Below are 23,412 nucleotides of genomic sequence, written 5' to 3'. Positions count from 1 at the left end.
TCGATGGCGGTGTAAAAAACGAGGTAACAACTTGGCATACCTGACCCTATTCCTGACGGCCTTTGCCGCAGCCACCCTGCTCCCGGCGTATTCCGAAGTCATGCTCGGCGCTATGGTAACCCAGGGTTATCCCCTTGGCTGGCTCTGGTTCTGGGCAACCGCGGGGAACACTCTGGGCTCCGTTGTTAATGGGGTTATCGGCCGGCAGGTGGATCGCTTTAAGGACAAACGCTGGTTTCCGGTTTCAGAGAAGCAGCTCGAGAAAGCGCGGGACAGATTCAACCGCTATGGTCAGTGGTCTCTGTTATTGGGCTGGCTACCGCTGGGAGGCGACGCGCTCACCCTCATCGGAGGCGTGATGCGCGTGCCCTGGATCAACTTCGTGGTACTGGTTGCGATCGGCAAGGGCGCCCGTTACGGCTTCGTACTCTGGCTGGTCCTGGAAACCGCTGGGGTTCCCTCGGAATCGGTACCGTCGCCGTAAAGGTAGGCCCGCAGCAGTTCTTCACCGTTAAACTCCGCGTTCAGCACCGCGATGAAGGTGTATACCCCAATCAGTTTCCGGTTCAGGAACACAAATTCCTTGGGCGGCACCCTGAAATAACGATTGATGGCCGATCGCGCTGCCTGGCGGGCCACCCGCGACGGCAGATCGCTCTGTTTCCAGCGATACTCCCCGTCGGCATTCACAGCATAATCCGGCCACTGGCTTCGGTCGCGGGCCAGGGGTTCCAGCACTGACATACAGACAGCGCCAAACTTGTCGAGCACATCGTCTGGCCAGTCACGGCTCATGAAGCGCAGCTCCACGCCACCCTCGATAACCGCTGGCAAGTCCCCTTCATAGGAGGCGCGAATCATCTGAATGACCGGGTCGAGGAACGACGACGAATAGGCCTGCACCGCGCCAAAATCAAGCAGCACAATCTGGTCGTAATCCTGATCGGATCCCTGCTCGCCGGAGATACGAATGCGGTAATTACCGAAATTGGGGTCGGTCTGGATTTCGCCCCAGACAAACAGTTCCCGGAAAAACAGCTCCAGCGCTGCCATCCCCAGCTCAGAACGCCGCTCCAGCGAAAGCTCCCGCACAGCCACGGAACTGACCGAATGGCCGTGTTCGTAGGTGGAGGCAATCACATGGGCAGTGGAGAACTCCTGCAACACTCTGGGCACAACAAATCTGGGATCGGCAACCAGCATCTTGCGGAATTTCTCGGTCGTACGGGCTTCCAGCCGGTAATCCACTTCCCGGTGCATCATTTCCCGGACTTCTTCCAGCCAGTCGTTGAATTCCGGTCCAAAAGAAACCAGCCGCGCGATTTTCAGGAGTTGGGCCACTGCATTGAGGTCACTGTCCACCGCATCCGCCACACCCGGATACTGGACTTTCAGCACCAGCTCAAGGCCATCGCTTTTGCGCCGCGCACGGTGTACCTGCCCCAGTGACGCTGCCCCGATCGGTTCGGGATCGACATCCAGCTGTGCCAGCCGGTCGGCGCCCAGCTCATCCTTCAGGACACGCTCAATGGCAGACCACTCGAGGGAGGTTGTCTGGTCCTCCAGAGTGTGCAGCGCTTCTGTCACTTCCTCCGGCAGGAAATGCTCACCGTAGAGGGCCATAACCTGGCCGATTTTGACCACACTGCCCTTCAGTTTGCCCAGTTCATCCACCAGAAACTCGGCCTGACTGGACAGCATGGCGCGGTGGCGCTGGTCCCGCTTGTCACGGCTGCTGAACCAGTTCGTTGCCATGTGGGACGCCATCCGGGTGCCGGCAAACAGCCCTGCCCGGGTCAGCGTCAAACGGCGTTCGAAGCTTCCGGTCTTGATACGTGAAACGGAGGTTCCTCGCTTTTTGGATACCATCAATTATCCGCCCGGTTCATTGCATTTCAGCCCTGAGGCTGCTTCGGTCATTATACGGATAGCGCCTGCCTCAAACCTCACTGATTCGCCAGTCTTTTCCCGGCCTTGCGGCCAATGCAACCGGGATCTCCGGCGTATAGTGATGAATTCATTGCAACTCTTTACGTTTTTACACACTTTGAAGCCAGGAATCCGTCTAGTATGGATCTGCGGACCTGGCATTCCAGGCCCAACAATAACACCAGAACAACAAGACCTTAAAATGACTCACATAGCCACACACAACGCGGATACCGACCTGTCCCAGTATCGGGTGAAGGGAGAGATTCCCGTTCCCACCCTGATCGGATGGCTGACACTTGCCGCCGTGCCTCTGCTTGTGTTCTTCGCGTATCGCTCATCCCTGCGGGGAGACCCCACCGCGCCAACGGTGCTGGTCATATTCGCAGGGCTCCTGGCAGCCAATGGCATTGCTTACCTGATCAGACACAGCAGCACCCTGCAACGCCGGGGCTTCATCACCATCATCACCGCACTGTTCACCTATCTGGCAGTCCAGGCGGTCGAGGATGGCTCCGCGATTATCTGGCTGTTTGCCTACCCCCCGATCATTTTCTACATCAGCCAGTCCCGGGTCGGCGTGTTTGCCTGTGCTGGCGGGCTCGCAGCCGTGGCCGTGCTGTTCAGCCCGATTGGCGACCTGGTGTTTGATGCGCCCTACAGCACCAGTTTCCGCTTGACCATGATTGCCGTGCTCGCCTTTGAGATGTCCACCTGCTATGTGCTGGATCAAAGCCGGCGGCGCAGTAAACTGGGCCTCCTGAAACTGGCACGGGACTTTGAGTATGCCGCCAAGCACGATGCCCTCACTGGTCTCGCTAACCGGCGCGAAGTGCTGTCGCAACTGGATAACGAATACCAGCGTTACCTGCGGAACTCACGGGTGTTCTCGGTACTGCTGATGGATATCGATCTTTTCAAGAGCGTTAACGACAACTACGGCCATCACATTGGTGATGAAATGATCGTGCTGGTGGCCTCGACGCTGAAAGAACAATGCCGGAAAGTGGATACCCTGGCACGGTGGGGAGGAGAGGAATATCTGGTGTTATTGCCGGAAACCGGCACTGAGGAGGCAGTAAAGACCGCCAACCGGATCCGTAAGGCTGTCAGCAGCAAATCCGTGTCAGCTGAAGGCCAGGCCATCGCTGCAACCATCAGCGTTGGCGTTGCCACTATCTGCGATGACGAGTCCGTGGACAGATTGTTGCAGCGGGCGGACGAGGGGCTTTACCGGGCAAAAACCCTGGGACGAAATACCGTCTGCGAGTTCGAAGGGGCATTCACGGACTAGACGGGCACGGGTTGCCCTACCACCCGGAGCGGTACTCGACATGGTCGTGGCCGAGCCCTGCAACCAGTTCGTCGGCAAGCTTTACGGCAAAATCCTCCACGGTTGCACCGGCAACAAAGTCGCTGACCTGACACATGGCCATACCGGCATAGCCACAGGGATTGATACGGCGGAACGGCTCCATATCCATGTCCACGTTCAGCGCCAGGCCATGGAACGAGCAACCACGGCGGACCCGCAATCCCAGTGAGGCAATTTTCGCGTCACCCACATAAACGCCAGGGGCATCGGGTCTGGGTGCGGCTTCGATCCCCGCGCCCGCCAGTACACGGACAATGCCCTGCTCAATCTGATCCACCAGTGTCCGCACTCCCAGCTTGTGGCGAGGCAGGTTGATCAGCAGGTAGATGACCAGCTGACCAGGCCCGTGATAAGTGACCTGCCCACCCCTGTCCACCGGAATCACGGGGATATCCCCGGGCGCCAGGATATGTTCAGCCTTGCCTGCCTGGCCCTGGGTATAGACTCTCGGATGCTCAAGGCACCAGAGTTCGTCCGCGACTGATTCATCGCGATCAGCGGTGAAGGTTTTCATCGCTTCCCAGGTTTCCAGGTATGGCTGCTCTCCCAGGGAGCGTACAATCAGTTGCGACATTGGCTCAGAGCACCATATGGACCCGGCCACTGGCCTTCAGGTCCTCAAACAACGCCTTGAGCTGGGCTTCGCCAGTGGCCACTATCTTCAGCTGCACGGAAGAGAAACGGCCGCCACTGCTCTTATTGACGGAAACATCAGCATCAGTGATGCCTGGTGCATGCTGCTCCACGACCTCAACCACGAATTCGGTAAAATCCGGCGCCGAATTGCCAATCACTTTGATGACATAGTCACAGGGAAATTCAATTTTAGGTGCTTTCGGCTCACTCATGCCGGCTTACTCCCGAAGACGTCAGTGGTTTTCACTAGAACAACTGAACAAAAAAGAGCTTGATGGCATCCCACAGGCGCTTGAACAGCCCGCCCTCGGGCACGTCGCTGAGTGCCAGTACCGGCTGGTCCACGATCACGTCATCGCCCAGTTTGACCTGTACACGGCCAAGCTCATCCCCCACCTTGATGGGTGCTTTAATGACAGAATCAAGGTCCACAGTGGATTCCAGTGTGTCACGGGAACCACGGGGAATGGTGACATTAACTTCTTCAGTGACACCAACCGACAGTTCATCTTCACGACCGCCCCAGATCCGTGCCTCGATCAATTCCTGACCGGCGCCAAACAGCGTCTCGCTTTCATAGTACCGGAAGCCATAGTTCAGCATCTTCTGGATTTCCTGGGCCCGGGCTGCCGTACTGTCGGTTCCCATCACAACGGCAATCAGCCGGGTACCATTGCGCTTGGCCGAAGCCACCAGACAGTATCCGGCCTCTTCGGTGTGCCCGGTTTTAAGACCATCAACACTGTCATCACGCCAAAGCAGGCTGTTGCGATTGGGTTGTCGGATGTTGTTGTAAGTGAAGTGCTTCTCAGCGTACAACGGGTAATTCTCGGGGTAATCATTGATGATCGCCATCGCCAGCAGCGCCAGATCGTGGGCGGTCGAGAAATGGTCCGGTGATGGCAGGCCGGTGGCATTCTCAAAGTTGGTATCTTGCATGCCCAGCAGTTGGGCCTGCTGGTTCATGATGTCAACGAATGCACTTTCACTGCCGGCAATGAACTCCGCCAGGGCAACCGAGGCATCATTTCCCGATTGAATAATCACGCCCTTGAGCAGGTTTTCCACCGAGACCTCTGTCCCCTCCTGGACAAAGGTGCGCGAGCCTTCCGTGCGCCAGGCATTGACACTGATCGGAACCATATCCGACAAGGAGATACGGCCTTCGTCCAGCTCGCGCTCAACGATGTAGGCGGTCATCATCTTGGTCAGACTTGCCGGCGGTAGACGTTCGTTACTGTTCTCATCCATGATGACCCTACCACTCAGCGGGTCCATCAGGATGTAGGAGCTGCCCGCCACTTGCGGAGGCGAGGGAATCAGTACTGTCTGGGCGTGGGCCGATCCCAGGGGGATCAACACCAGAAGCAGAACTGCGGTTAAAGCGCGGAAAACAGAATTAGTCGCCATGGGTTCGTTCATTCGTCGTTAAGTGTATTGATTCTTTTTTAGTGGGAATCGGTCAGCAGTATGGTCTGGCCAAATCCCCGGTTTTCAAGCCTCGCCTGGGCTTTTCGGGCTTCATCCGGGGTGCTAAAGGGGCCTACCTGCACACGATGGAAACGTCCGGACGCCGTATCCACCTCCCTTACCCGCATCGGGTTCTCGATTACACTTTTGACCTTGCCCAGCAGGGCTTCTGCAGGATTCCGGCTGCTAAAGGAGCCCAACTGCACAAACAGTGCCGCCGCGCCGCCATCGGTTTCGGAACGCTCCGCCACCGCTTCCACCGGGACCGTTTCCCCGCCGCCAGAGTATGGCTGGCCAGCCAGCGTCATGGTCCCGTCTTTCCTGACCGTAATGGCGGCCACTTCAACCCGGGCGGTGCCTTTGCCCTGATAGCCGAGCTTCTTCGCCGCTGCATAAGACAAGTCAATCAGCCGATCGCCATGGAAGGGCCCCCGATCATTCACACGGACAATCACCGAACGGCCGTTGTCCAGGTTAGTCACCCGGGCGTAGCCTGGAATTCTCAGGCTTTTATGGGCCGCCGACATTTCATACATATCAAAAACCTCGCCATTGGAGGTTTTATGGCCATGGAACTTTTCGCCGTACCAACTGGCAATGCCCCGCTCGACGTATCCGTCATTACTGGCCATGACAGTGTATTGCTTGCCCCACACCGTGTAGGAAGATTTGTTGCCCGCGGAGCGGGGCGCCTCGTATCGCGGCGTTGCATTCCCAAGATCTGACACATCAAAGTTACCAGCGGGTGCGCGATCCTGTGAAATGGTGTACCGGGAGGAATGGTCCTTCTCCGGTGCGGGTGAAGATGCACAGCCTGACAACACCAGCGCCGCAGCGATCAGGAACGGCAACGAAAACGGAAAATTGATCACCACTGGTCAGGATTCCTGTGTTTGTCCAGTTCATCAGCCAGCTGTTTGACCGCCAGGGCGTACAGATGACTGTGATTGTAGCGGGTTATCACGTAAAAGTTATGGTAAGTCAGCCATAGCTCCGGTCCGTTGGCCCCCTGTAACAGGATCGCCCGGGCAGCTGCGTCCCCTTCCACCTCTTGCCTGGGTTCCAGTCCCGCATCGCGATAATCACTGACCGTCAGCTGCGGTTTGAGTTCCCGCGTCAACAGCGGGGACCCCTCTGGCAGGTCACTTTCCAGGCGCTCTGCAACTGGCTCACCTTCGCGCCAGTGGTGCTTGCCGAAATAATTGGCGACACTGCCAATGGCGTCTACCGGATTGGTCAGAATGTCTGCAATACCGTCATCATCAAAGTCGATGGCAAAGTTGCGATAACTGCTGGAAATAAACTGCCCATAACCCATGGCGCCGGCATAGGAGCCTTTGACAGCAAGGGGATCAAACCCCTGTTCCCGCGTCATCAGCAGGTATTGAACCAGCTCACTGCGGAAAAAACGGCTGCGGGGAGGATAGTCGAAGGCCAGGGTCGCCAGCGCGTCCATGACACGGTAGTTTCCGGTGTAGTTGCCGTACCAGGTCTCCACGCCGATAATGGCCGCAATGATCGGAGCGGGCACACCGAACCGGGATTCCGCCCGGGCGAAGGCTTCTTCATACTCCTCAAGAAACGCCAGGCCGCGCTTGATCCTGTCCGGCTTGATGAAGATCTGCCGGTACTCCCCCCAGGTCAGGGTTTTCTCTGCCGGACGGCTGATGGATTCGAGAATTCTATCGATGCGTGTTGCGTCGGCCAGCAGGGATTCTACCCTGACCTGTTCAAAACCATACTTCGAAACCATCTCCTCGATCAGCTTCCTGCCTTCCGGCGTAGCTTCGTACCCCCCTGCATGGACGAGAGACGCGAACACCCCGAACAGGACGGGCACGAGGCGGATAAAACCTGGGAAACGGACAGCTGTCATTACTTACCTGTGAGTTAATGGCCGAAAAGAAATCCCGGGATCCCGGCAGACCGGATCCCGCTTCTTCGCCAGCTTGCTGAAAACCGGGGCTACATTACCATGGAGCGCAAGCGGCGGACCATTACCCGCTGTCCATGGTCAGGCGCTGATCATTCGTCGGTGAGTGTGAATCGACATCAACACACCAAAGGCAGCCATCAGGGTGACACTCGAGGTCCCTCCATAGCTGACAAGGGGCAGCGGAACGCCCACAACCGGCAACAGCCCGCTGACCATCCCCACGTTAACGAAGATGTAGATAAAGAATGTCATGGTCAGTGCTCCGGCCAGCAGCCGGCTGAATGAGTCCTGGGCTGTAGCTGCGATGTAGAGGCACCGAAGAATAATCAACAGATAGACAGCCATCAGCACCAACATGCCGATGAAACCGAACTCCTCAGCCAACACCGCAACGATAAAATCGGTGTGGCTTTCCGGCAGGAACTCAAGATGGGACTGGGTGCCCTGCAGCCAGCCCTTGCCGTCAACCCCACCGGAGCCAATGGCGGTTTTCGACTGGATGATGTTCCAGCCCGCACCAAGTGGATCGCTTTGCGGATCCAGCAGAGTCAACACCCGCTGCTTCTGGTAATCCCGCATGACAAAGAACCACATCAGTGGCGCGGCCACCGAGACCATCGCTACAAACGCTGCAATCAGGCGCCAGCTCATACCGGCAAAAAACACCACAAACAGACCGGCGGTACCCACCAGCAGAGAGGTCCCCAGGTCCGGCTGGAGAATGATCATGGCCATCGGCGCCAATACAATCAGCAGGGAAACTCCCACTCGCGACAGCGTCGGCGGCAGGAAATGACGCGACAGGTACCATGCCGCCATCATCGGCACCACAAGTTTCATCAATTCCGACGGTTGGAAACGAGGCAGCCCCGGAATAGCCAGCCAACGCTGGGCCCCCTTGGCGCCAACCCCCGCCAGCAGGACCGCAACCAGACCCGCAAGGCCAGCCAGATACAGCCAGGGTGCCCAGCGCCGGAATACGGCCGGGTCCAGCTGGGCAAACACCAGCATGACCACAAGGGCGACGCCCATGCGAATCCCCTGGGCCTTGACGACTTCGATGTTGCGGTCGGCACCGCTGTACAGGACCACCAGCCCCCCGCCAATCAGGAGCAAAAGCAGGGCCAGCAGGATAGGGTCAATATGAAACGCAGACCACAGGCTCCGCGGCCTGGACAGCGGGTGATGCGACGACTGCAGGCTATTACCCAGCATCATTCAGCTCCCTCCTCGGTGGTGCCCGTCACCAGCGCCTTACCTTCCTCGGGGAATCCAAGCAACCAGGCGTCAAACATTGCCCGCGCCACTGGCGCGGCGGTACCACTGCCACTGCCGCCGTTTTCGACAATCACCGCAACGGCGATCTCGGGGTCATCAATCGGGGCAAAACCCACAAACAGGGCGTGATCACGCAAACGCTCACGCACGTCCTCTTCCTCGTACTCTTCATCTTCAGCCAGACTGAACACCTGCGCCGTACCGGTCTTGCCCGCCATGCGATACGGCGCGCCCCGCGCGGCTCCACGAGCGGTACCCTTGGTTCCGTGCATGACTTCCGCCATGGCATCAACCACAAACTCCCAGTCGTCCGCATTCTTGAGCGTCAGAGGATCATGATCCCCGCGGGGGAGGAACTCATTGGCGGAGCGATCTCCCTTGATGCTTTTCAGCAGTCTCGGTTCCACCCAGCGGCCACGGTTCGCAATCAGAGAAGTCGCTGTCGCCAGTTGCAACGGAGTCGCCAGCATAAACCCCTGACCAATCCCCATGTTGACCGAATCCCCTGGATACCAGGGCTCGTTCTTCACCGCCCGCTTCCAGTCACGGGATGGCAACAGGCCGCTCAGCGCACCGGAGACATCCAGAGTCGCGTCTTCGCCAAATCCGAAGTGGGAAAGGTACTCGTACATGGTGTCCACGCCCATCTCAACGGCGATCTCATAAAAATAGATATCGCAGGACTCCGCCACAGCGTCGGTCAGGTCGACCCAGCCATGACCTGAACGTTTCCAGTCACGGTAGCGACGCCCGCCGGAGTTCAGTTGGAAATAACCGGGATCCCAGATGGTCTTGTCCCGGGTGGTTGCACCACTGTCCAGGGCTGCCACCGCCAGCATGGGTTTCAGGGTGGACCCCGGAGGGTATTGCCCCCGCAGCGCACGGTTAAAGAGGGGCTTGTCGATATCAGTGCTCAGGGCCCGGTAGTTCTCGACACTGATACCGGTTACAAACTGATTGGTATCAAAGCCGGGGACACTGGCGAGTGCCAGCAGACCACCGGTATCCGGCTCAATCGCGACAATGGCGCCTCGCCGGCCGTCCAGCAATTCGTGGGCCAGGCGCTGTAGCCGGAGATCAAGATGCAACTGGATGTCTTCACCCGGGACCGGGTTCTGCCGCTCCAGGACCCTCAGCGTTCGGCCCCGGGCGTTGGTCTCCACATGCTGGTAGCCCACCTGGCCATGCAGCAGCGCCTCATAGAATCGCTCAATCCCGGATTTGCCGATGTAGTTGGTGCCAGCATAGTTAACCGGATCTATACGCTGCAGCTCCTCCCGGTTGATCCGGCCCACAAAACCCAGGGCGTGGGCGGTCAGCTCACTGTGAGGATAATACCGGACAAGCTCCGCAGACACTTCCACGCCTGGCAGCTCATGGCGATGAACCGCGAGGCTGGCGATTTCTTCTTCATTGAGATCGTAGCGCAGGGGAAGTGGCTGGAATGGTCTACGGGGTTCCCGCAGGCGACGCTGGAACCGTTCCACGTCCTCTTCGGAAATGTCGAGAAGCGCTTCGAGCTTGGCCAGCGTATCTTCCATACCGTCAACACGCTCGGGCACCAGGGTTACGCCGAACACCGGTCGGTTTTCGGCCAGCAGTTCATCATTGCGGTCATAGACCAGACCACGGGGAGGTGCAACCGACTGGACCTGGACCCGGTTCTTGTCGGAGAGGGTAGTGTACACATCGTGTTCAACGATCTGGAGCTGGTACATCCTGGCTACAAGTAGCCCCAACATGACAAACACGACGCATACCATAACCAGCGTGCGTCTCTGGAACAGACGCCGCTCGGCGGCTACGTCTTTGAATTCTCCCCAGGGCATGATGCGTCCTACGCCCGATGATACGGATGGTTGCGGGTGATTGACCAGGCACGGTACAACTGCTCAGCCAACAGGATTCTCACCAGAGGGTGCGGGAGCGTCAGGGGTGACAGCGACCAGAGCTGGTCTGCCCGCTGTCGACAGGCCTCTGCAAGTCCGTCCGGCCCACCGACCAGGAAACTGACGTCACGCCCGTCCTGCTGCCAGTTTTCCAACTGGCTGGCGAGCTTTTCCGTCGACCAGGGGCGTCCACCCACTTCCAGGGCGACCACACGATCCCTGGGCCCCGCGGCAGCGAGGATCGCATCGCTTTCCTTTTGCATCAGCCGGGTAATGTCCGGATTCTTGCCCCGATGGGCCATGGGAATTTCTACCAGTTCCAATGGCAGCTCCGGCGGCATTCGGCGGGCGTAATCAATGTATCCCTGACTGACCCAGTCGGGCATTTTCTGCCCCACGCAGATCAGGCGCAATCGCATGGTTATTCGCTACCTGCAACACCCAGATCCGGGGCATCGCGCCACAGACGCTCAAGATCATAGAATTCGCGGGTGGCCGGCATCATCACATGCACAACAACATCCCCCAGATCCACGAGAATCCAGTCACTGACGTTGCTGCCTTCCACATTACTGGCGCGAACTCCCTGCTCTTTCGCTTCCGCAAGTACGGAATCCGCCAGTGATTTCAAATGACGATTGGATGTTCCCGACGCCAGCACCATGTAATCCGTCACGCTGGTACGATCCCGAACATCAATCACGCTCACATCCTGTGCCTTTACTTCACCAAGTGCACCTATCACCAGATCTTTCAGTTGCTCAGCCTGCATAATCACCCTGTTGGACGGATGGCGGCGAGGGCGGCCACCCGAAAAGTCATGTTCAGATGCGATTGTAGCATTAAAAGTTCTCGTCAGGGCAGGCACTGTATAGCCCGAGACGGCGAATTTCCTGCCAGACCGGATCCGGCAACAAATACCGGGGCGAGTGGCCAGACAGGATTCTTTCACGGATACCGGTGGCGGATATGTCCAGAAGGGGCGGATCCAGCTCCAGACAGTACCCGCCGGGAGCGCTGTGAAGCTGATCGGCGCTTGAGACCCCGCGTTCCTGCAGCAGTTTCGCCGGCACGCCCAGCGGTTCCAGCGCAGGCCCCGGGCGTTTCACGACAACCACATGGGCCAGCTGTGGAATCCGCTCCCACTCCCGCCAGCGATCAAACCCTGCGAACGCGTCCGTACCCACCACCATGACCAGCGGCTCATGCTCCCCCAGTTGCTCACGCAACTGGCGCAAGGTATCAGCGGTGTAGGAAGCCCCCGACCGCGTCAGCTCGCGATCATCCACAATCAGCCCGGGCTCGTCAGCGACCGCCAGTTGCAGCAGCGCCAGGCGCTGGGCGCTGCTGGCGTCCGTCGAGCCGCGGTGCGGCGGGATATGGCACGGCACCAATGACACTTCCGACACCCCCAGGCGCTCCTTCAGCTCAATCGCGAGCCTGAGGTGGCCATGATGAATCGGATCAAACGTTCCGCCGTATATGACATGCATAAGCAATCAGGTCCGGATGTGGCCGTCACCAAACACGACGTACTTCTGGGACGTCAGCCCCTCCAGCCCGACGGGCCCGCGGGCATGGATCTTGTCGGTGGAGATGCCGATTTCGGCACCCAGACCATACTCAAAGCCGTCAGCAAAACGGGTAGAGGCGTTGACCATTACCGAACTGGAGTCCACTTCGGTAATGAAGCGCCGCGCCCGGGTATAGTTTTCCGTAATGATACTGTCAGTATGCTGCGAGCTGTATCGATTGATATGGGCAATGGCAGCTTCCAGGCCATCCACCACTCTGACCGCCAGAATCGGGGCAAGGTATTCCTCTTCCCAGTCCGCCTCGGTTGCTGCAGCCATGGAAGACACAATAGCGCGGGAACGCTCACAGCCCCGCAATTCGACGCCCTTGCCCACAAAAGCGTCCGCCAACAATGGCAGCATGTCTTCGGCGATCTCGGCATCCACCAGCAGGGTTTCCATGGTGTTGCAGGTGCCGTACCGGTGGGTTTTTGCGTTCACGGCAACGTTCAGGGCCTTTTCCGGGTCCGCGTGACTGTCAATGTATACGTGACAGACCCCGTCCAGGTGCTTGATCACCGGCACCCGGGCATCGCGGCTGATACGCTCAATCAGCCCCTTGCCGCCACGGGGTACGATGACATCCACATACGCAGGCATGGTAATCAGCTCACCCACGGCGGCGCGATCGGTGGTCTTGATCACCTGCACCGAGGTTTCCGGCAGTCCGGCTTCAGCCAGCCCCTTGGCCAGACATCGGGCAATGGCCTGGTTGGAGTGGATGGATTCGGATCCGCCACGAAGAATGGTGGCGTTTCCCGATTTCAGGCACAGGCTGGCCGCTTCCACGGTTACATTGGGGCGGGACTCATAAATAATGCCAATCACCCCCAGCGGCACTCGCATCTTGCCAACCTGGATGCCCGAAGGGCGGTAGGTCATATCGGTAATCGCACCAATGGGGTCCGGCAACGAGGCGACCTGCTTCAACCCTTCAATCATGGTATCGATCCGCTGCGGGGTCAGTTCAAGGCGATCCAGCATGGCCGCATCAAGCCCGCTCTCATGCCCCTGTGACAGGTCCCGCGCATTTGCTTCCGCCAGCTCACTGCGGGCGGAATCCAGCGCCTCGGCGGTTGCCAGCAGGGCCCGGTTACGCACGGCCGTGGTCGAGCGCGCCACAACAGTAGCCGCGGAACGTGCCTGCTGACCCACTTCAGCCATGTAAGCTGCAATATCCATTCGATTACCTTCGGTGTTAATAGCTGAATTCACAAATAAGGCCCTAACTTTACCTTTCCCGTTTCAAGTACGCACCCCAAACGATTATTATACCGCTGCCGAACAGCCTGTTCGGCATTGAATGACAGACGATGGACGCAGGCTATTCAATGCTACCTGCGTTATGCTGACACAAACGGATGTCCGGGAGAGGATGGATACTATGGCCCAGATGGCCGAAAAATTCCTGTTGAGTCGCCTGTCGAGAGCCGGCTTCATTGTATTGGCTGCCATCGCCATACTCTCCGCCGTAAACGGTGACCACCTCACAGCACTTACTGCCCTGGCCGCAACGGCACTGGTGTTTACCGGTAGCGCCTTTCATCCTCATCGTTCACGTGCCCCCTGGCCAACGATTAACCGACTGGTCCTTGGTGCGTTCCTGGCCTTGTTGGCCGCAAGCCTGTGGGCCGGTCCGTGGAGCCTTGTGCACTGGCTGTATGCCGCACCGCTTCTCGCCTTTGCACTGCTGCCCCTGCCCTGGGCCACGGTCACAACCCTGGCCTGTGCCCTGCTGGCGATGATTGCAACCCAATGGTCCGCCGGCCTGCCGGAACGCCACCAGATGATCAGTGCCTTTTTGCTGACGATCATGCTGACTGCAATCCTGGTATTCCTGCGCGAGTATAAATCCCGCCAGCTGGCGCCACTGCGCCGTACCGATGAACTGACCCAGGCCGCCAGCCGCGAATATCTGTCCGCTGACCTGCATAAGGAAATTCAGCGCAGTGAGCGGGAAGGCACGGACATGTCCATCATCATGCTCGGTCTGGATACCCACCTGAGCGATACCGATCCGGATGCAGACATCCGCTCCATATTGCCCCGCATCGGACGCTACCTGCACTCGCAACTGCGGGATTTTGACACTTATTATCGTGTCGCAGACCTGCAGTTCCTGGTTATCCTGCCCGGCATTGCCACCGCTGATGCCGCCAGCCGGGCCGAGATCATTCGCAAGGGGCTGCGAGCACTGCTGGTTTCCCACGGCCTGGAACTAACCGTCAGCGCCGGTATCGCCGGCCTCAACATCGGAGACAACGCCGACAGCCTGCAGCAGTCCGCCGCCAATGCCCTGCGCCGGGCCCAGCAGCAGGGCGGCAATCGCGCCCAGTCCTACAGCACCTGGTCCCATTCTTCACCCCCCACCAGGGAAGCCGATGCGGAGGGCCCCGCGGCATGACCGAGACACGCCTGAGAACCTTTACCCATCTCGCCGGTTATTGCCTGGCAACCCTGTTCATTGCCAGCCTGGCATTCCAGAACCTTCGTTATGGCTTCTATAGCCTTTTCTACCTGGCGGCGGGCATGGCGCTACTGACCCTCGCGGGGGCCGGTTACACCTTTGTGTGCCGCCGCCACCAGTTGTCCGCCCCGGGACACCTGGCGATACTGGCCGCCCTGAACTGCGGTCTGATCGCCGCCATGTACACCATGAGTACGCCGGGGATCAGCCACTGGAGCATGCCCTTGATCCTTCTCAACCTGCTGATCCTGCCCTTGCGCCAGGGGCTTATCCTGTCGCTACTGTTATTCATGGCCCTGGCGGCCTTTCTGCTGGTCCGCCAACCTTTCCAGGAAACCGTCACCGTGATGACCGGCGCCCTGGCACTGATCACCATCGGCGCGCTTTATATCTGGCACTACAATCACATGGCCCAGTCGGCGGAAGATCTGGCCATCACCGATCCGGTCACCGGAGCCCACAACGCACGCTTCCTGGACGAAACACTGCAAAAGGAAATCAGCCGCGCCATTGCCACCGGCCATTCACTATCGGTGGTTACGCTGGCCATTGATTACGCCGACGAAGTGGAAGACCTGCATGGCAAGCCCGGCATGCAGACCCTGTTCCGGGATGTCACCCAGCATCTTTTCGGGGTCATTCGTGCCGGAGATACCCTCTATACCCTGAATGAATCCGAATTCTTCCTGATCCTGCCCTTTACTCCGGAAGAGGGCGTAAGGGTGATTGCCGAGCGCATCCGCAGAACCATTGCCGAGCATAACTGGGCTATGGTCGGAAAGGCCACAGTCAGTCTGGGTTGCACCACGCGCGGGTCCGGTGACACCCGCACGGACACGCTGCGCAAACGCGCCAGCCTCGCCCTGGAGGAAGCCCGCAAACGCGGTGCGGATTCCATCTGGTTTCTGCCGGGAGATGCCGCCGGATCATGAGCGGTGACTGGCTGACGTCCCTTGCCACCTGGCTGACCGCCCATTCCGAATGGCTGGCCGTGGCGCTATTCGCAACCGCGTTCGCCGAATCCCTGGCCATCGCCGGTATACTGATTCCCGGCGTGGTCATCATTTTCACCATCGCCGCTCTGGCCGGACAGATCGCCATGCCCCTGGCCGAAGCCCTGTTGTGGGCCGCGCTGGGCGCGATTCTCGGCGACAGTATCAGCTTCGCGCTTGGACGACTCTGCCAGGGAAAGCTGGACCGGGTCTGGCCCCTGAGCCGTTACCCGAAAGCCATCCACAAGGGTGAGTATTTCTTTCACCGGTACGGCGGGGTCAGCGTGGTGATCGGCCGCTTCGTTGGCCCGATACGGCCCGTTATTCCCCTGGTGGCCGGCGCATTGATGATGCCGTGGCGCCGGTTCCTGCTGTTCAACCTGACCTCAGCGCTGGGCTGGGCGCCGGTCTATGTGATACCGGGCTATCTGGTAGGCAGCGCACTGGCCAGTGACATAAAACCGCCCGCCCACTTTTACCCGGTCATCGCCATCAGTATGGGCGTGCTGATCATCATCTACCTGACCGTCTTCCGCTTTCAACTCGGACTGGGATACAGCAGCCGGCTTTATCAATGGCTGGCCGGCAAAATGGAGAAGTACGACGCCACTCACCGGTTCTGGCGGCTCTATTCCAGTGAACGTCCCGCCCAGGCGGGCGAATTCCCCCTGCCCTCTCTGTCCCTGGCGGTTACCGCGACGGCGCTGCTCCTGATCTGGAGCCAACTGGCCACCGGCACCACGCTGTTACAGCCGTTCGACACCGCCGTATCCACCTGGTTTTCGCAATTACGACAACCGCTGTTCGACCCGGCCATTCTATTCTTTACTATGACCGGCGACGCACCGGTGCTGATTACCGCGGCGGGCTGCCTCTCCCTGGCCCTGGTGTTCCGGGGTTACTATGGCGCGGCTGTTCATATTCTCGCCGCGGCAGGACTCACCTTCCTGCTGGTGTGGCTGCTGAAGTCCTTTACCGGAATAACAAGGCCTGATGAGGTCCTGGCCCCTCCGTCATCGGGCGCTTTTCCCAGCGGTCACACCGCCGGCATAACGGTACTGTGCATGCTGGCAGCCAATTTCGTCGCCAGAGAAACACGGCACCGTCGCCGCTGGCGCACCTATCTGGTATTCAGCCTGCCCGTTGTACTGGTGGCCTTCAGCCGCCTGTATCTTGGCGTGCACTGGTTCACGGATGTTATCGGAGGGTTGTTCCTTGGGCTGGCCATTACCGGCTACATTCGCGCCAGTTACAGCCGTTATGACCGGGTACCACTGGCTCCGGATGTCTCACTGCTTGGGGCAATCGTTGCCTGGGTCGCCTTCACAGCCGCCTATGCCTGGCACCAATGGCCGCAAGCCATGCTATTCTACCGGACGACCGGGTTCTAGGCGCGTCACTCAGTCCTGCTCCAGCGCCTCAAGCAGGGACTGTAACCTGCTCAGTCGTTCTATCGGATCCTGCAATTCCACCAACCGCTGTTTTTCCTGCTTGTCCAGCGGTAACAGCTCCGTCAGACGCCACCCGACATCCCGGGCATCGCTGTAATCAACGTCCATTTCCAGGTCACGGATCACGGGATGGCGAAACAGCGCTTTCAGCACGGCGGGTAGTTCGGTGTAACGTTCCGGAACCTCGCAGTCGGCCTCGTCCATCAGGCATTCAACGTCCCCCAGGTTCAGCCCATCGTTCTCTTGCCAGCTTCGAACAACCGAAACCTTGCCCTGGCCCTCCACCGTAATACCCAACAGGCCGTTATCCAGCTGCTGGAAATCAATGATCCGCACATAAGTACCGATATCGTAAAAGGCTGCCTCTTTGGCCGTTTCCAGGCCTTCGCGAAGCATCACGACCACAAACCCCCGGTCCTCCTTGAGACATCGGGTCAGCATATCGATATAGCGCGGCTCGAACAGCTGCAGGGGGATTCTCCCCTTGGGCAGGACGATGGAGTTGAGCGGAAACAGGGGTACATTCATCTGGGGGCCGCTCACCTGTCAGTCGAATCCGAATTAACCATTACATAGCCTCAGTGAATTGACAGCAGCCTGTGAACCTCGTCCACCCTGGCGCGGGCTTCTGTCAGCAGCTGCAGGCTCCGGGAAGCGTTCAATTCAAGTTCACCCAGCCTCCGGTAGGCTGGCACCTCGTCAAACCGGGGAAGGTTCGCATTCTGACTGGAACCGATCATTGAGTGCAACTGAGCTACGATCACCACGTCCACCAGCTGTGGCTCCGGGCTGCGGCTTTCATACCCCCAGTCCTCGGCATGACGCACGGCCTCGACAAAAGGCGCGGGGAACGACCAGCTCTCCAGCATGGCGGTGCCAATATCCGCCCTCAGCTCGGCAATAGCGTGGCTCAGGTTCGCCGGATCCGCAAACAGGTTGACATGATGCTCCGCCTGCACCAGTACCGGGACCACCCCGATATCGTGCAGCAGCCCCGCCAGCAAGGCCTCCTCGGGATTGAGCCGGGTGGCGCCGTCCGCCAGCACCCAACACAGGGCCGCCACCTCCCGGGAGTGACGCCAGAGCCGGTCCATTTCCTTCTGCAGAGCGGCCTGGCGGGTCTTGAACACTTCCCGCATGGCAAAGACCGTGACCAGCTGACGGGTAGTACGCATGCCAAGGCGCACCACCGCCTCCCGAACATTGCGGACATCGCTGAACCCACGGTACAGGGGGCTATTGCTCGCTCGCACCAGTTTGGCGGCCATGGCGGGATCCGCGGATATCGCCTGCGCCACTTGTTCTGCGCTGGAATCCTCCCGCTCAACAAGCCGCCTCACCTTCCAGGCCACATCCGGCACACTCGGCACGCTCAGCTGATTGGAGCGCAGTTCGGAATAGAACTCCATCAGCAGGTGATGCTCCTCGCTTTCACCGCCTCCGGATCCCGCTGCGGATTCGATCTCGACCTGCCGAACCGGTGCCGAGCGCAGCAGCTGATTGAGGATTTCCTGCTCCACCGCCAGAAATTCACAGGACTGGATCGCGGTCACATCGTAAATTCTCGGTTGCAGACGTGCGATCGGATTGAGCGCCTTGTCACTGTCGGCCTCAATGGTCGACTTGCGGCCATCCGCCGACTCCAGCTCAACCGCCCCCTCCACCAGGAACAGGTCCATACCGTCCCGGACACCCCGTTCGACCACTCGCTGCCCAGCCCCGTGTACGCGCCTTTCAGCCCGACTGGCAAGCACAACCAACTGATCGTCGGTCAGCCGATTAAGAGGCTGAAACTGCTTGAGACGACGCAGTGACAGACTTTCCTTGACCGCCATAGACACTCTCTCCTTCCACATTGACTCTCCCGTCCCTGCAGGCAACGTTTCGCCCCTATTGTTACTCATTGTAAACACGGACCCGCAAAACAACCATGCGATCAGGGTCGAATCTGGTATCCTCTGTGTTCCCAAACCCCGTCACAGGCAACAATAGAGAGACCAGAACCCCATGCCTCAGTATCGTTCGCGGACATCCACCGCAGGCCGTAACATGGCCGGTGCCCGTGCGCTCTGGCGCGCCACCGGTATGAAAAACGAAGATTTCGGCAAGCCAATCATTGCGGTTGCCAACTCATTTACCCAGTTTGTGCCGGGGCACGTTCACCTCAAGGATCTGGGCCAACTGGTTTGCCGTGAAATCGAAACCGCGGGCGGCGTTGCCAAGGAATTCAATACCATCGCCGTGGACGACGGCATCGCCATGGGGCACGACGGCATGCTGTACTCGCTGCCGTCCCGGGAAATCATTGCCGATTCCGTCGAATACATGGTCAACGCACACTGCGCCGACGCCCTGGTGTGCATTTCCAACTGCGACAAGATCACACCAGGCATGCTGATGGCCGCCATGCGGCTGAACATTCCCACCATCTTTGTCTCCGGCGGCCCCATGGAAGCTGGTAAAACCAAGCTGTCCGAGCACAAGCTGGACCTGGTGGATGCCATGGTCATCGCCGCCGATCCCAACGCGGATGATGAAACAGTCGCCGAATACGAGCGCAGTGCCTGCCCCACCTGCGGGTCGTGCTCCGGCATGTTCACGGCCAACTCCATGAACTGTCTGACCGAAGCCATCGGCCTGGCACTACCGGGCAACGGGTCGATGCTGGCCACCCACGCCGACCGCGAACAGCTGTTCCTTAACGCCGGTCGCCAGATTGTAGAGAACGCACGGCGCTATTACGAAGAAGACGACGCCAGCGTGTTGCCGCTGAGCATCGCCTCCATGGCCGCCTTTGAGAATGCCATGGTGATGGACATCGCCATGGGTGGCTCCACCAATACCATCCTGCACCTGCTGGCAGCGGCTCAGGAAGGCGGCGTTCCGTTCACACTGAACGAAATCGACCAGCTCTCCCGCCGGGTACCGCAGCTTTGCAAGGTGGCGCCCAACTCACCCAAGTACCACATGGAAGACGTCCACCGCGCCGGCGGGATTATGGGCATCCTCGGTGAGCTTGAACGGGGCGGACTGATCAACACCGACCTGCCGACGGTGCACAGCAAAACCATGCGCGAAGCCCTGGAAACCTGGGACATCATGCGCAAACCGCCCGCGGAAGTGGTGGAGTTCTACAAGGCCGGCCCGGCTGGCATTCCCACCCAGACTGCGTTCAGCCAAAACACCCGCTGGCCGTCACTGGACGGTGACCGGGAGAGCGGCTGCATCCGCTCCGTCGAGCACGCCTACTCGTCTGAGGGGGGGCTCGCGGTTCTGTACGGCAACATCGCCATGGATGGTTGCGTGGTCAAAACCGCCGGGGTGGATGAAAGTATCTATGTCTTTGAAGGCAAGGCCCGGGTTTTCGAAAGCCAGGACTCCGCCGTGGCCGGCATCCTCAGCGACGAGGTCAAGCCCCACGAAGTCGTGATCATCCGTTACGAGGGCCCCCGTGGTGGTCCCGGCATGCAGGAAATGCTCTACCCTACCAGCTACCTGAAATCGAAAGGCCTGGGCAAGGAATGCGCCCTGCTGACTGATGGTCGTTTCTCTGGTGGCACTTCCGGCCTGTCCATCGGTCACGCCTCGCCAGAAGCAGCGGCGGGCGGTGCCATTGGCCTGATTGAGAATGGCGACCTCATCCGCATTGATATCCCGAACCGGAGCATCAACGTAGAAGTCGACCAACGGGAACTGGATCGCCGGCGCGCTGAGCGCAACGACAAGGGCTGGAAACCTGAGCTTCCCCGTGACCGCAAGGTTTCTGCAGCGCTGAAAGCTTATGCCCTGCTGGCTACCAGTGCCGACAAGGGCGCCGTCCGCGATCTCGACAAGCTCGACTAAGCCACGGCTGGCCCACAAAAAAGCCCGCCCAGGTTCTACCTGAGCGGGCTTTTTCGTTACGGAACCAAGATCAGAACAGTGACCAGCCGCCGTCATCGTCTTCCTCAACGGCGTCATCCTGCTCAGGCTCCGATCTGGCCTCGGAGTCCCGGGATTCTCCGGTGTCAGCCGCAGCAGCATTGGCGCTACCGGACGCAGGCGCGGCATTGGCCGCCACTTCCATCGGCACCATCCCCAGGGCGGACTTGGTGGCCTCATCCAGCTCTCCACTCACTGTCAGCCCCTGATCACGCTGAAAGGCTCGCAGCGCCGAACGGGTGGTATCGTCCATGGTGCCGCTGACATTGTTCACGTCATAACCGGCCCCATAGAGGGCATTTTTGAGGGCCACGGTCTCGTTAGCAAACGCAGCGGGCACAGCAGCGATGGTCAACGCTGCTGTGATAATGGCAGCGGCCAGCGGACGACGGTTCGTTGTTTTTATACGCATGAATTTCTCCTGAAAATCCTCTGGTATCATGACGATACTCATTCTTCTTATCGGATTGAGCCTATCCCCGCAGGGGGCATGTGGTGAGGAGCGTAACACAATTCTTTTATGTGCCGCCCCGACCCTGATCACGCTTTCCCGATTACTGGCCAGCCTCGTCACTTCCCGCCACCACCGAGGCCTCACTAAACTCCCGGATAAAGATCCCCCAGAACGCCATGAACAGTGCCGCAACCAGTGGCCCCATCACAAACCCGTTAATACCAAACATAACAATACCGCCCAGGGTCGATAGCAGCACGATATAGTCCGGCAGTTTGGTGTCACGCCCCACGAAAATGGGGCGTAAAACATTATCGGCCAGGCCGATCACAATGGCGCCATAGGCAGCCAGGATAATGGCCGGAACCACGTCCCCGACGGCTGTCAGGTAAATCGCAACAGGCACCCACACCAGGGAGGCGCCAATTGCGGGTATCAACGAAACAATCGCCATCACCACACCCCATAACAGAGCACCGGTGATGCCCAGTATCCAGAAAATCAGCCCCCCGAGAGCCCCCTGAATAATGGCGATCAGCAGGTTACCTTTCACCGTGGCCCGGGTGACCTCCGCGAACTTGGCAAACAACAGGCGTTCCCGCTCGTCCCCCAGGGGCAGAGCGCGGATCATCAACTCCACCAGCTTGTTGCCATCCCGGATCAGGAAAAATGCCAGGTACACCATCAGCGCCAATCCGAGGAAAAACTGGAAGGTATTCTGGCCAACGCCCAGGGCCTGCTTGGCCAGGAACTGACTCCCCCCCAGAAAGGCGCTGACAGCGCGATCCCTGAGTTCGCTGAAATCAATGTCGAATTGCGCAAGGAAGGCCTCGATCGCCGGGAACGACTGGTTGACCTTGTCAATGTACTCGCCTGGCTGGATCTCCCCGCTCTGGATTTTCTGGTACAGCCCCAGCCCTTCCGCGATCAGGGAGGTCAGCAGAATGATGACCGGGATAACGACAATGATCAGGCAGATGAACAGCGTGAGCAGCGCGATCATATTGGGGCGATCCCCCATTTTACGAGACAACGCCTCCCGCACCGGGTAGAAGATCAGGGCAATGGCCACCGCCCAGAAAATCGGGCCGAAAAATGGCTTCATCAACCAGATAAATGCCAGGGAGACCCCCACCAGCATTGCCAGAAAAGTCCGTGTTTCCAGTTTTCCGTACATCAATTGAGCATCCCCTGAGCTGCGGTTCCCGATAGCTGGATCATAGCCTAACACGGCCCGTGGCCAGTGCAGGCTTTTTCAGGGTATAGTGGTGGGTTATTGATCAGTAATAAAACAGGTCATGCCTTGGATCACGAAGAGTTTACGACTGAAACGGCCCTTGATGCTGCCACCGCTCTGCATAAGGTGCTGGCCGCCCGAACCCATCGTCGCAAAGTGATGGGGCAGGACGTGTGGGTGCCAGGCCAACTGGGCGAGGCATTGCAACTGCCCCGCATTATTCGTCGCCTGCAAAGCAAGCAGCTGAAACAGCGGGACCAGGGCCTGGACGAGTTTCAGGAGCTGTGGCCGACCCTGTCCCCGGCGACCCGGGACAAGGTGCTGGACCATATTGGCTGGTACAACCCGAAAGAGCTGGATTGGGACGACAAGCGCTCCAATCGCCGACCGACTCCCGAGGCCGACAGCTGAACTCGAAAAAGTGAAAGTGAACATTCAGGGATTTGTGTACGTACTATCCATCAGTTACACAAGGCGCCCCAGTCGTTGAAATGTCACATAGGGCCCTTATGTTGGGAAGACTGAGGAGGTCTATGATGAGTAAACCAGAACATTACCGCGCGGTAGCGGCCGAAGGGAGCGCCGTCCCCACACTGCTTTGCGGCCATTGCCATTCGACATTGCCCCGTGCCCGCATATTCCGAAACGACCGCGAGCGCTTCCAGGATTTCCAGTGCCAGACCATTGGCCTATGCTCTGCCGACGATTGCAGGGCTGTTAACTGCTGTGACGACGCCCTGACGGCGTTCGACAACCCGGAAATGCTGTTCGGTCTTGCGTCCTGATTCAATCAGACAACGCTC

The 23,412-nt window shown here is 59.0% G+C and carries 24 protein-coding genes; 8 read left to right on the top strand and 16 right to left on the bottom strand.

All coding sequences use genetic code 11. From position 1 onward, the window contains the following. The first annotated feature begins 31 nt into the window (after nt 1-31). The gene (locus ACJO5Y_RS08555) at nt 32-484 is read left to right on the top strand and encodes a YqaA family protein (protein ID WP_406986162.1); all 453 of its coding nucleotides are present in this window, start codon (nt 32-34) and stop codon (nt 482-484) included. On the opposite strand, the gene ACJO5Y_RS08550 is transcribed toward ACJO5Y_RS08555, so the two are convergent. After that, nucleotides 415-1,869, bottom strand: coding sequence for an ABC1 kinase family protein (locus tag ACJO5Y_RS08550; protein ID WP_406986159.1), 1,455 nt, complete (start codon nt 1,867-1,869; stop codon nt 415-417). The genes ACJO5Y_RS08555 and ACJO5Y_RS08550 overlap by 70 nt on opposite strands. 262 nt (nt 1,870-2,131) lie before the next feature. Here ACJO5Y_RS08550 and ACJO5Y_RS08545 point away from each other — a divergent pair, with 262 nt between their 5' ends. Then, entirely contained in the window at nt 2,132-3,223 is a 1,092-nt protein-coding gene (locus ACJO5Y_RS08545) for a GGDEF domain-containing protein (protein WP_406986157.1), read from the top strand. 16 nt (nt 3,224-3,239) lie between these two features. Here the strand turns inward: ACJO5Y_RS08545 and lipB are convergent, their stop codons facing one another. The 11 genes from lipB to ACJO5Y_RS08490 all read right to left on the bottom strand — a co-directional run bounded on the left by lipB (nt 3,240) and on the right by ACJO5Y_RS08490 (nt 13,269). Further along, nucleotides 3,240-3,878, bottom strand: coding sequence for a lipoyl(octanoyl) transferase LipB (lipB, locus tag ACJO5Y_RS08540; RefSeq protein WP_406986154.1), 639 nt, complete (start codon nt 3,876-3,878; stop codon nt 3,240-3,242). Nucleotides 3,879-3,882: 4 nt separating this feature from the next. Continuing rightward, on the bottom strand, nt 3,883-4,152 hold the full coding sequence (locus ACJO5Y_RS08535; protein ID WP_406986151.1) for an HP0495 family protein: 270 nt from the start codon (nt 4,150-4,152) through the stop codon (nt 3,883-3,885). Between the two features lie 34 nt (nt 4,153-4,186). Further along, a complete protein-coding gene (locus ACJO5Y_RS08530) occupies nt 4,187-5,350 on the bottom strand; it encodes a D-alanyl-D-alanine carboxypeptidase family protein (RefSeq protein ID WP_406986148.1) in 1,164 nt (387 codons plus the stop codon). Nucleotides 5,351-5,388: 38 nt separating this feature from the next. Further along, nucleotides 5,389-6,282, bottom strand: coding sequence for a septal ring lytic transglycosylase RlpA family protein (locus tag ACJO5Y_RS08525; protein WP_406986226.1), 894 nt, complete (start codon nt 6,280-6,282; stop codon nt 5,389-5,391). Further along, nucleotides 6,279-7,286: a lytic murein transglycosylase B gene (gene mltB, locus ACJO5Y_RS08520; protein ID WP_406986146.1), complete on the bottom strand. Its 1,008-nt coding sequence runs from the start codon at nt 7,284-7,286 to the stop codon at nt 6,279-6,281. The genes ACJO5Y_RS08525 and mltB overlap by 4 nt, the downstream gene beginning before the upstream one ends. Before the next feature lie 138 nt (nt 7,287-7,424). Further along, nucleotides 7,425-8,561 (bottom strand): rod shape-determining protein RodA, encoded by a 1,137-nt coding sequence (gene rodA, locus ACJO5Y_RS08515; protein WP_406986223.1) that lies wholly within the window; start codon nt 8,559-8,561, stop codon nt 7,425-7,427. Beyond that, a complete protein-coding gene (gene mrdA / locus ACJO5Y_RS08510) occupies nt 8,561-10,453 on the bottom strand; it encodes a penicillin-binding protein 2 (protein WP_406986144.1) in 1,893 nt (630 codons plus the stop codon). The genes rodA and mrdA overlap by 1 nt, the downstream gene beginning before the upstream one ends. Before the next feature lie 8 nt (nt 10,454-10,461). Beyond that, complete coding sequence (rlmH, locus tag ACJO5Y_RS08505; protein ID WP_406986141.1) at nt 10,462-10,932, bottom strand: 23S rRNA (pseudouridine(1915)-N(3))-methyltransferase RlmH; 471 nt, start codon at nt 10,930-10,932, stop codon at nt 10,462-10,464. Between the two features lie 2 nt (nt 10,933-10,934). Then, nucleotides 10,935-11,285 (bottom strand): ribosome silencing factor, encoded by a 351-nt coding sequence (rsfS, locus tag ACJO5Y_RS08500; RefSeq protein WP_406986140.1) that lies wholly within the window; start codon nt 11,283-11,285, stop codon nt 10,935-10,937. 70 nt (nt 11,286-11,355) lie between these two features. Beyond that, on the bottom strand, nt 11,356-12,006 hold the full coding sequence (gene nadD / locus ACJO5Y_RS08495; protein ID WP_406986137.1) for a nicotinate-nucleotide adenylyltransferase: 651 nt from the start codon (nt 12,004-12,006) through the stop codon (nt 11,356-11,358). Nucleotides 12,007-12,012: 6 nt separating this feature from the next. Further along, nucleotides 12,013-13,269, bottom strand: coding sequence for a glutamate-5-semialdehyde dehydrogenase (locus tag ACJO5Y_RS08490; protein WP_406986135.1), 1,257 nt, complete (start codon nt 13,267-13,269; stop codon nt 12,013-12,015). 202 nt (nt 13,270-13,471) lie between these two features. Between ACJO5Y_RS08490 and ACJO5Y_RS08485 the strand changes: the two genes are divergently transcribed. From ACJO5Y_RS08485 to ACJO5Y_RS08475, 3 genes are read left to right on the top strand one after another with little or no spacing between them, the layout of a single operon-like run. After that, on the top strand, nt 13,472-14,491 hold the full coding sequence (locus ACJO5Y_RS08485) for a GGDEF domain-containing protein (RefSeq protein ID WP_406986132.1): 1,020 nt from the start codon (nt 13,472-13,474) through the stop codon (nt 14,489-14,491). Beyond that, nucleotides 14,488-15,486 (top strand): GGDEF domain-containing protein, encoded by a 999-nt coding sequence (locus tag ACJO5Y_RS08480; protein WP_406986130.1) that lies wholly within the window; start codon nt 14,488-14,490, stop codon nt 15,484-15,486. The genes ACJO5Y_RS08485 and ACJO5Y_RS08480 overlap by 4 nt, the downstream gene beginning before the upstream one ends. Beyond that, nucleotides 15,483-16,937, top strand: a complete 1,455-nt coding sequence (locus ACJO5Y_RS08475; RefSeq protein ID WP_406986127.1) for a bifunctional DedA family/phosphatase PAP2 family protein — start codon at nt 15,483-15,485, stop codon at nt 16,935-16,937. The genes ACJO5Y_RS08480 and ACJO5Y_RS08475 overlap by 4 nt, the downstream gene beginning before the upstream one ends. Before the next feature lie 9 nt (nt 16,938-16,946). On the opposite strand, the gene ACJO5Y_RS08470 is transcribed toward ACJO5Y_RS08475, so the two are convergent. Beyond that, entirely contained in the window at nt 16,947-17,525 is a 579-nt protein-coding gene (locus ACJO5Y_RS08470; RefSeq protein WP_406986124.1) for an LON peptidase substrate-binding domain-containing protein, read from the bottom strand. A 50-nt stretch (nt 17,526-17,575) separates the two neighbouring features. Continuing rightward, on the bottom strand, nt 17,576-18,832 hold the full coding sequence (locus ACJO5Y_RS08465; protein ID WP_406986122.1) for an HDOD domain-containing protein: 1,257 nt from the start codon (nt 18,830-18,832) through the stop codon (nt 17,576-17,578). A gap of 172 nt (nt 18,833-19,004) precedes the next feature. Here ACJO5Y_RS08465 and ilvD point away from each other — a divergent pair, with 172 nt between their 5' ends. After that, nucleotides 19,005-20,840 (top strand): dihydroxy-acid dehydratase, encoded by a 1,836-nt coding sequence (ilvD, locus tag ACJO5Y_RS08460; RefSeq protein WP_406986120.1) that lies wholly within the window; start codon nt 19,005-19,007, stop codon nt 20,838-20,840. A gap of 70 nt (nt 20,841-20,910) precedes the next feature. On the opposite strand, the gene ACJO5Y_RS08455 is transcribed toward ilvD, so the two are convergent. Then, nucleotides 20,911-21,330 (bottom strand): peptidoglycan-binding domain-containing protein, encoded by a 420-nt coding sequence (locus ACJO5Y_RS08455; protein WP_406986117.1) that lies wholly within the window; start codon nt 21,328-21,330, stop codon nt 20,911-20,913. Between the two features lie 142 nt (nt 21,331-21,472). Further along, nucleotides 21,473-22,549 (bottom strand): AI-2E family transporter, encoded by a 1,077-nt coding sequence (locus tag ACJO5Y_RS08450; RefSeq protein WP_406986115.1) that lies wholly within the window; start codon nt 22,547-22,549, stop codon nt 21,473-21,475. A 126-nt stretch (nt 22,550-22,675) separates the two neighbouring features. Here ACJO5Y_RS08450 and ACJO5Y_RS08445 point away from each other — a divergent pair, with 126 nt between their 5' ends. Both ACJO5Y_RS08445 and ACJO5Y_RS08440 read left to right on the top strand, forming a co-directional pair. Next, nucleotides 22,676-23,020, top strand: a complete 345-nt coding sequence (locus ACJO5Y_RS08445; RefSeq protein ID WP_406986113.1) for a hypothetical protein — start codon at nt 22,676-22,678, stop codon at nt 23,018-23,020. 125 nt (nt 23,021-23,145) lie between these two features. Beyond that, complete coding sequence (locus ACJO5Y_RS08440) at nt 23,146-23,394, top strand: hypothetical protein (protein ID WP_406986112.1); 249 nt, start codon at nt 23,146-23,148, stop codon at nt 23,392-23,394. Nucleotides 23,395-23,412 lie beyond the last annotated feature (18 nt).

It is taken from the genome of Marinobacter alkalisoli (genome assembly GCF_045449855.1).
Classification (GTDB): domain Bacteria; phylum Pseudomonadota; class Gammaproteobacteria; order Pseudomonadales; family Oleiphilaceae; genus Marinobacter.
The sequence above is the reverse complement of the archived record's forward strand: the minus strand, read 5'-3'. Positions and strand labels throughout refer to the sequence as shown.

Coding starts and splice junctions, on each gene's coding strand:
- nadD (WP_406986137.1), bottom strand. CDS start 12,006: ATGCATGTCATATACGGCGGAACGTTTGATCCGATTCATCATGGCCAC.
- ACJO5Y_RS08470 (WP_406986124.1), bottom strand. CDS start 17,525: ATGAATGTACCCCTGTTTCCGCTCAACTCCATCGTCCTGCCCAAGGGG.
- rodA (WP_406986223.1), bottom strand. CDS start 8,561: ATGCTGGGTAATAGCCTGCAGTCGTCGCATCACCCGCTGTCCAGGCCG.
- ACJO5Y_RS08550 (WP_406986159.1), bottom strand. CDS start 1,869: ATGGTATCCAAAAAGCGAGGAACCTCCGTTTCACGTATCAAGACCGGA.
- ACJO5Y_RS08485 (WP_406986132.1), top strand. CDS start 13,472: ATGGCCCAGATGGCCGAAAAATTCCTGTTGAGTCGCCTGTCGAGAGCC.
- ACJO5Y_RS08480 (WP_406986130.1), top strand. CDS start 14,488: ATGACCGAGACACGCCTGAGAACCTTTACCCATCTCGCCGGTTATTGC.
- ACJO5Y_RS08490 (WP_406986135.1), bottom strand. CDS start 13,269: ATGGATATTGCAGCTTACATGGCTGAAGTGGGTCAGCAGGCACGTTCC.
- mrdA (WP_406986144.1), bottom strand. CDS start 10,453: ATGCCCTGGGGAGAATTCAAAGACGTAGCCGCCGAGCGGCGTCTGTTC.
- ACJO5Y_RS08440 (WP_406986112.1), top strand. CDS start 23,146: ATGAGTAAACCAGAACATTACCGCGCGGTAGCGGCCGAAGGGAGCGCC.
- rlmH (WP_406986141.1), bottom strand. CDS start 10,932: ATGCGATTGCGCCTGATCTGCGTGGGGCAGAAAATGCCCGACTGGGTC.
- ACJO5Y_RS08450 (WP_406986115.1), bottom strand. CDS start 22,549: ATGTACGGAAAACTGGAAACACGGACTTTTCTGGCAATGCTGGTGGGG.
- mltB (WP_406986146.1), bottom strand. CDS start 7,286: ATGACAGCTGTCCGTTTCCCAGGTTTTATCCGCCTCGTGCCCGTCCTG.
- ACJO5Y_RS08535 (WP_406986151.1), bottom strand. CDS start 4,152: ATGAGTGAGCCGAAAGCACCTAAAATTGAATTTCCCTGTGACTATGTC.
- lipB (WP_406986154.1), bottom strand. CDS start 3,878: ATGTCGCAACTGATTGTACGCTCCCTGGGAGAGCAGCCATACCTGGAA.
- ACJO5Y_RS08455 (WP_406986117.1), bottom strand. CDS start 21,330: ATGCGTATAAAAACAACGAACCGTCGTCCGCTGGCCGCTGCCATTATC.
- ACJO5Y_RS08545 (WP_406986157.1), top strand. CDS start 2,132: ATGACTCACATAGCCACACACAACGCGGATACCGACCTGTCCCAGTAT.
- rsfS (WP_406986140.1), bottom strand. CDS start 11,285: ATGCAGGCTGAGCAACTGAAAGATCTGGTGATAGGTGCACTTGGTGAA.
- ilvD (WP_406986120.1), top strand. CDS start 19,005: ATGCCTCAGTATCGTTCGCGGACATCCACCGCAGGCCGTAACATGGCC.
- ACJO5Y_RS08465 (WP_406986122.1), bottom strand. CDS start 18,832: ATGGCGGTCAAGGAAAGTCTGTCACTGCGTCGTCTCAAGCAGTTTCAG.
- ACJO5Y_RS08475 (WP_406986127.1), top strand. CDS start 15,483: ATGAGCGGTGACTGGCTGACGTCCCTTGCCACCTGGCTGACCGCCCAT.
- ACJO5Y_RS08530 (WP_406986148.1), bottom strand. CDS start 5,350: ATGGCGACTAATTCTGTTTTCCGCGCTTTAACCGCAGTTCTGCTTCTG.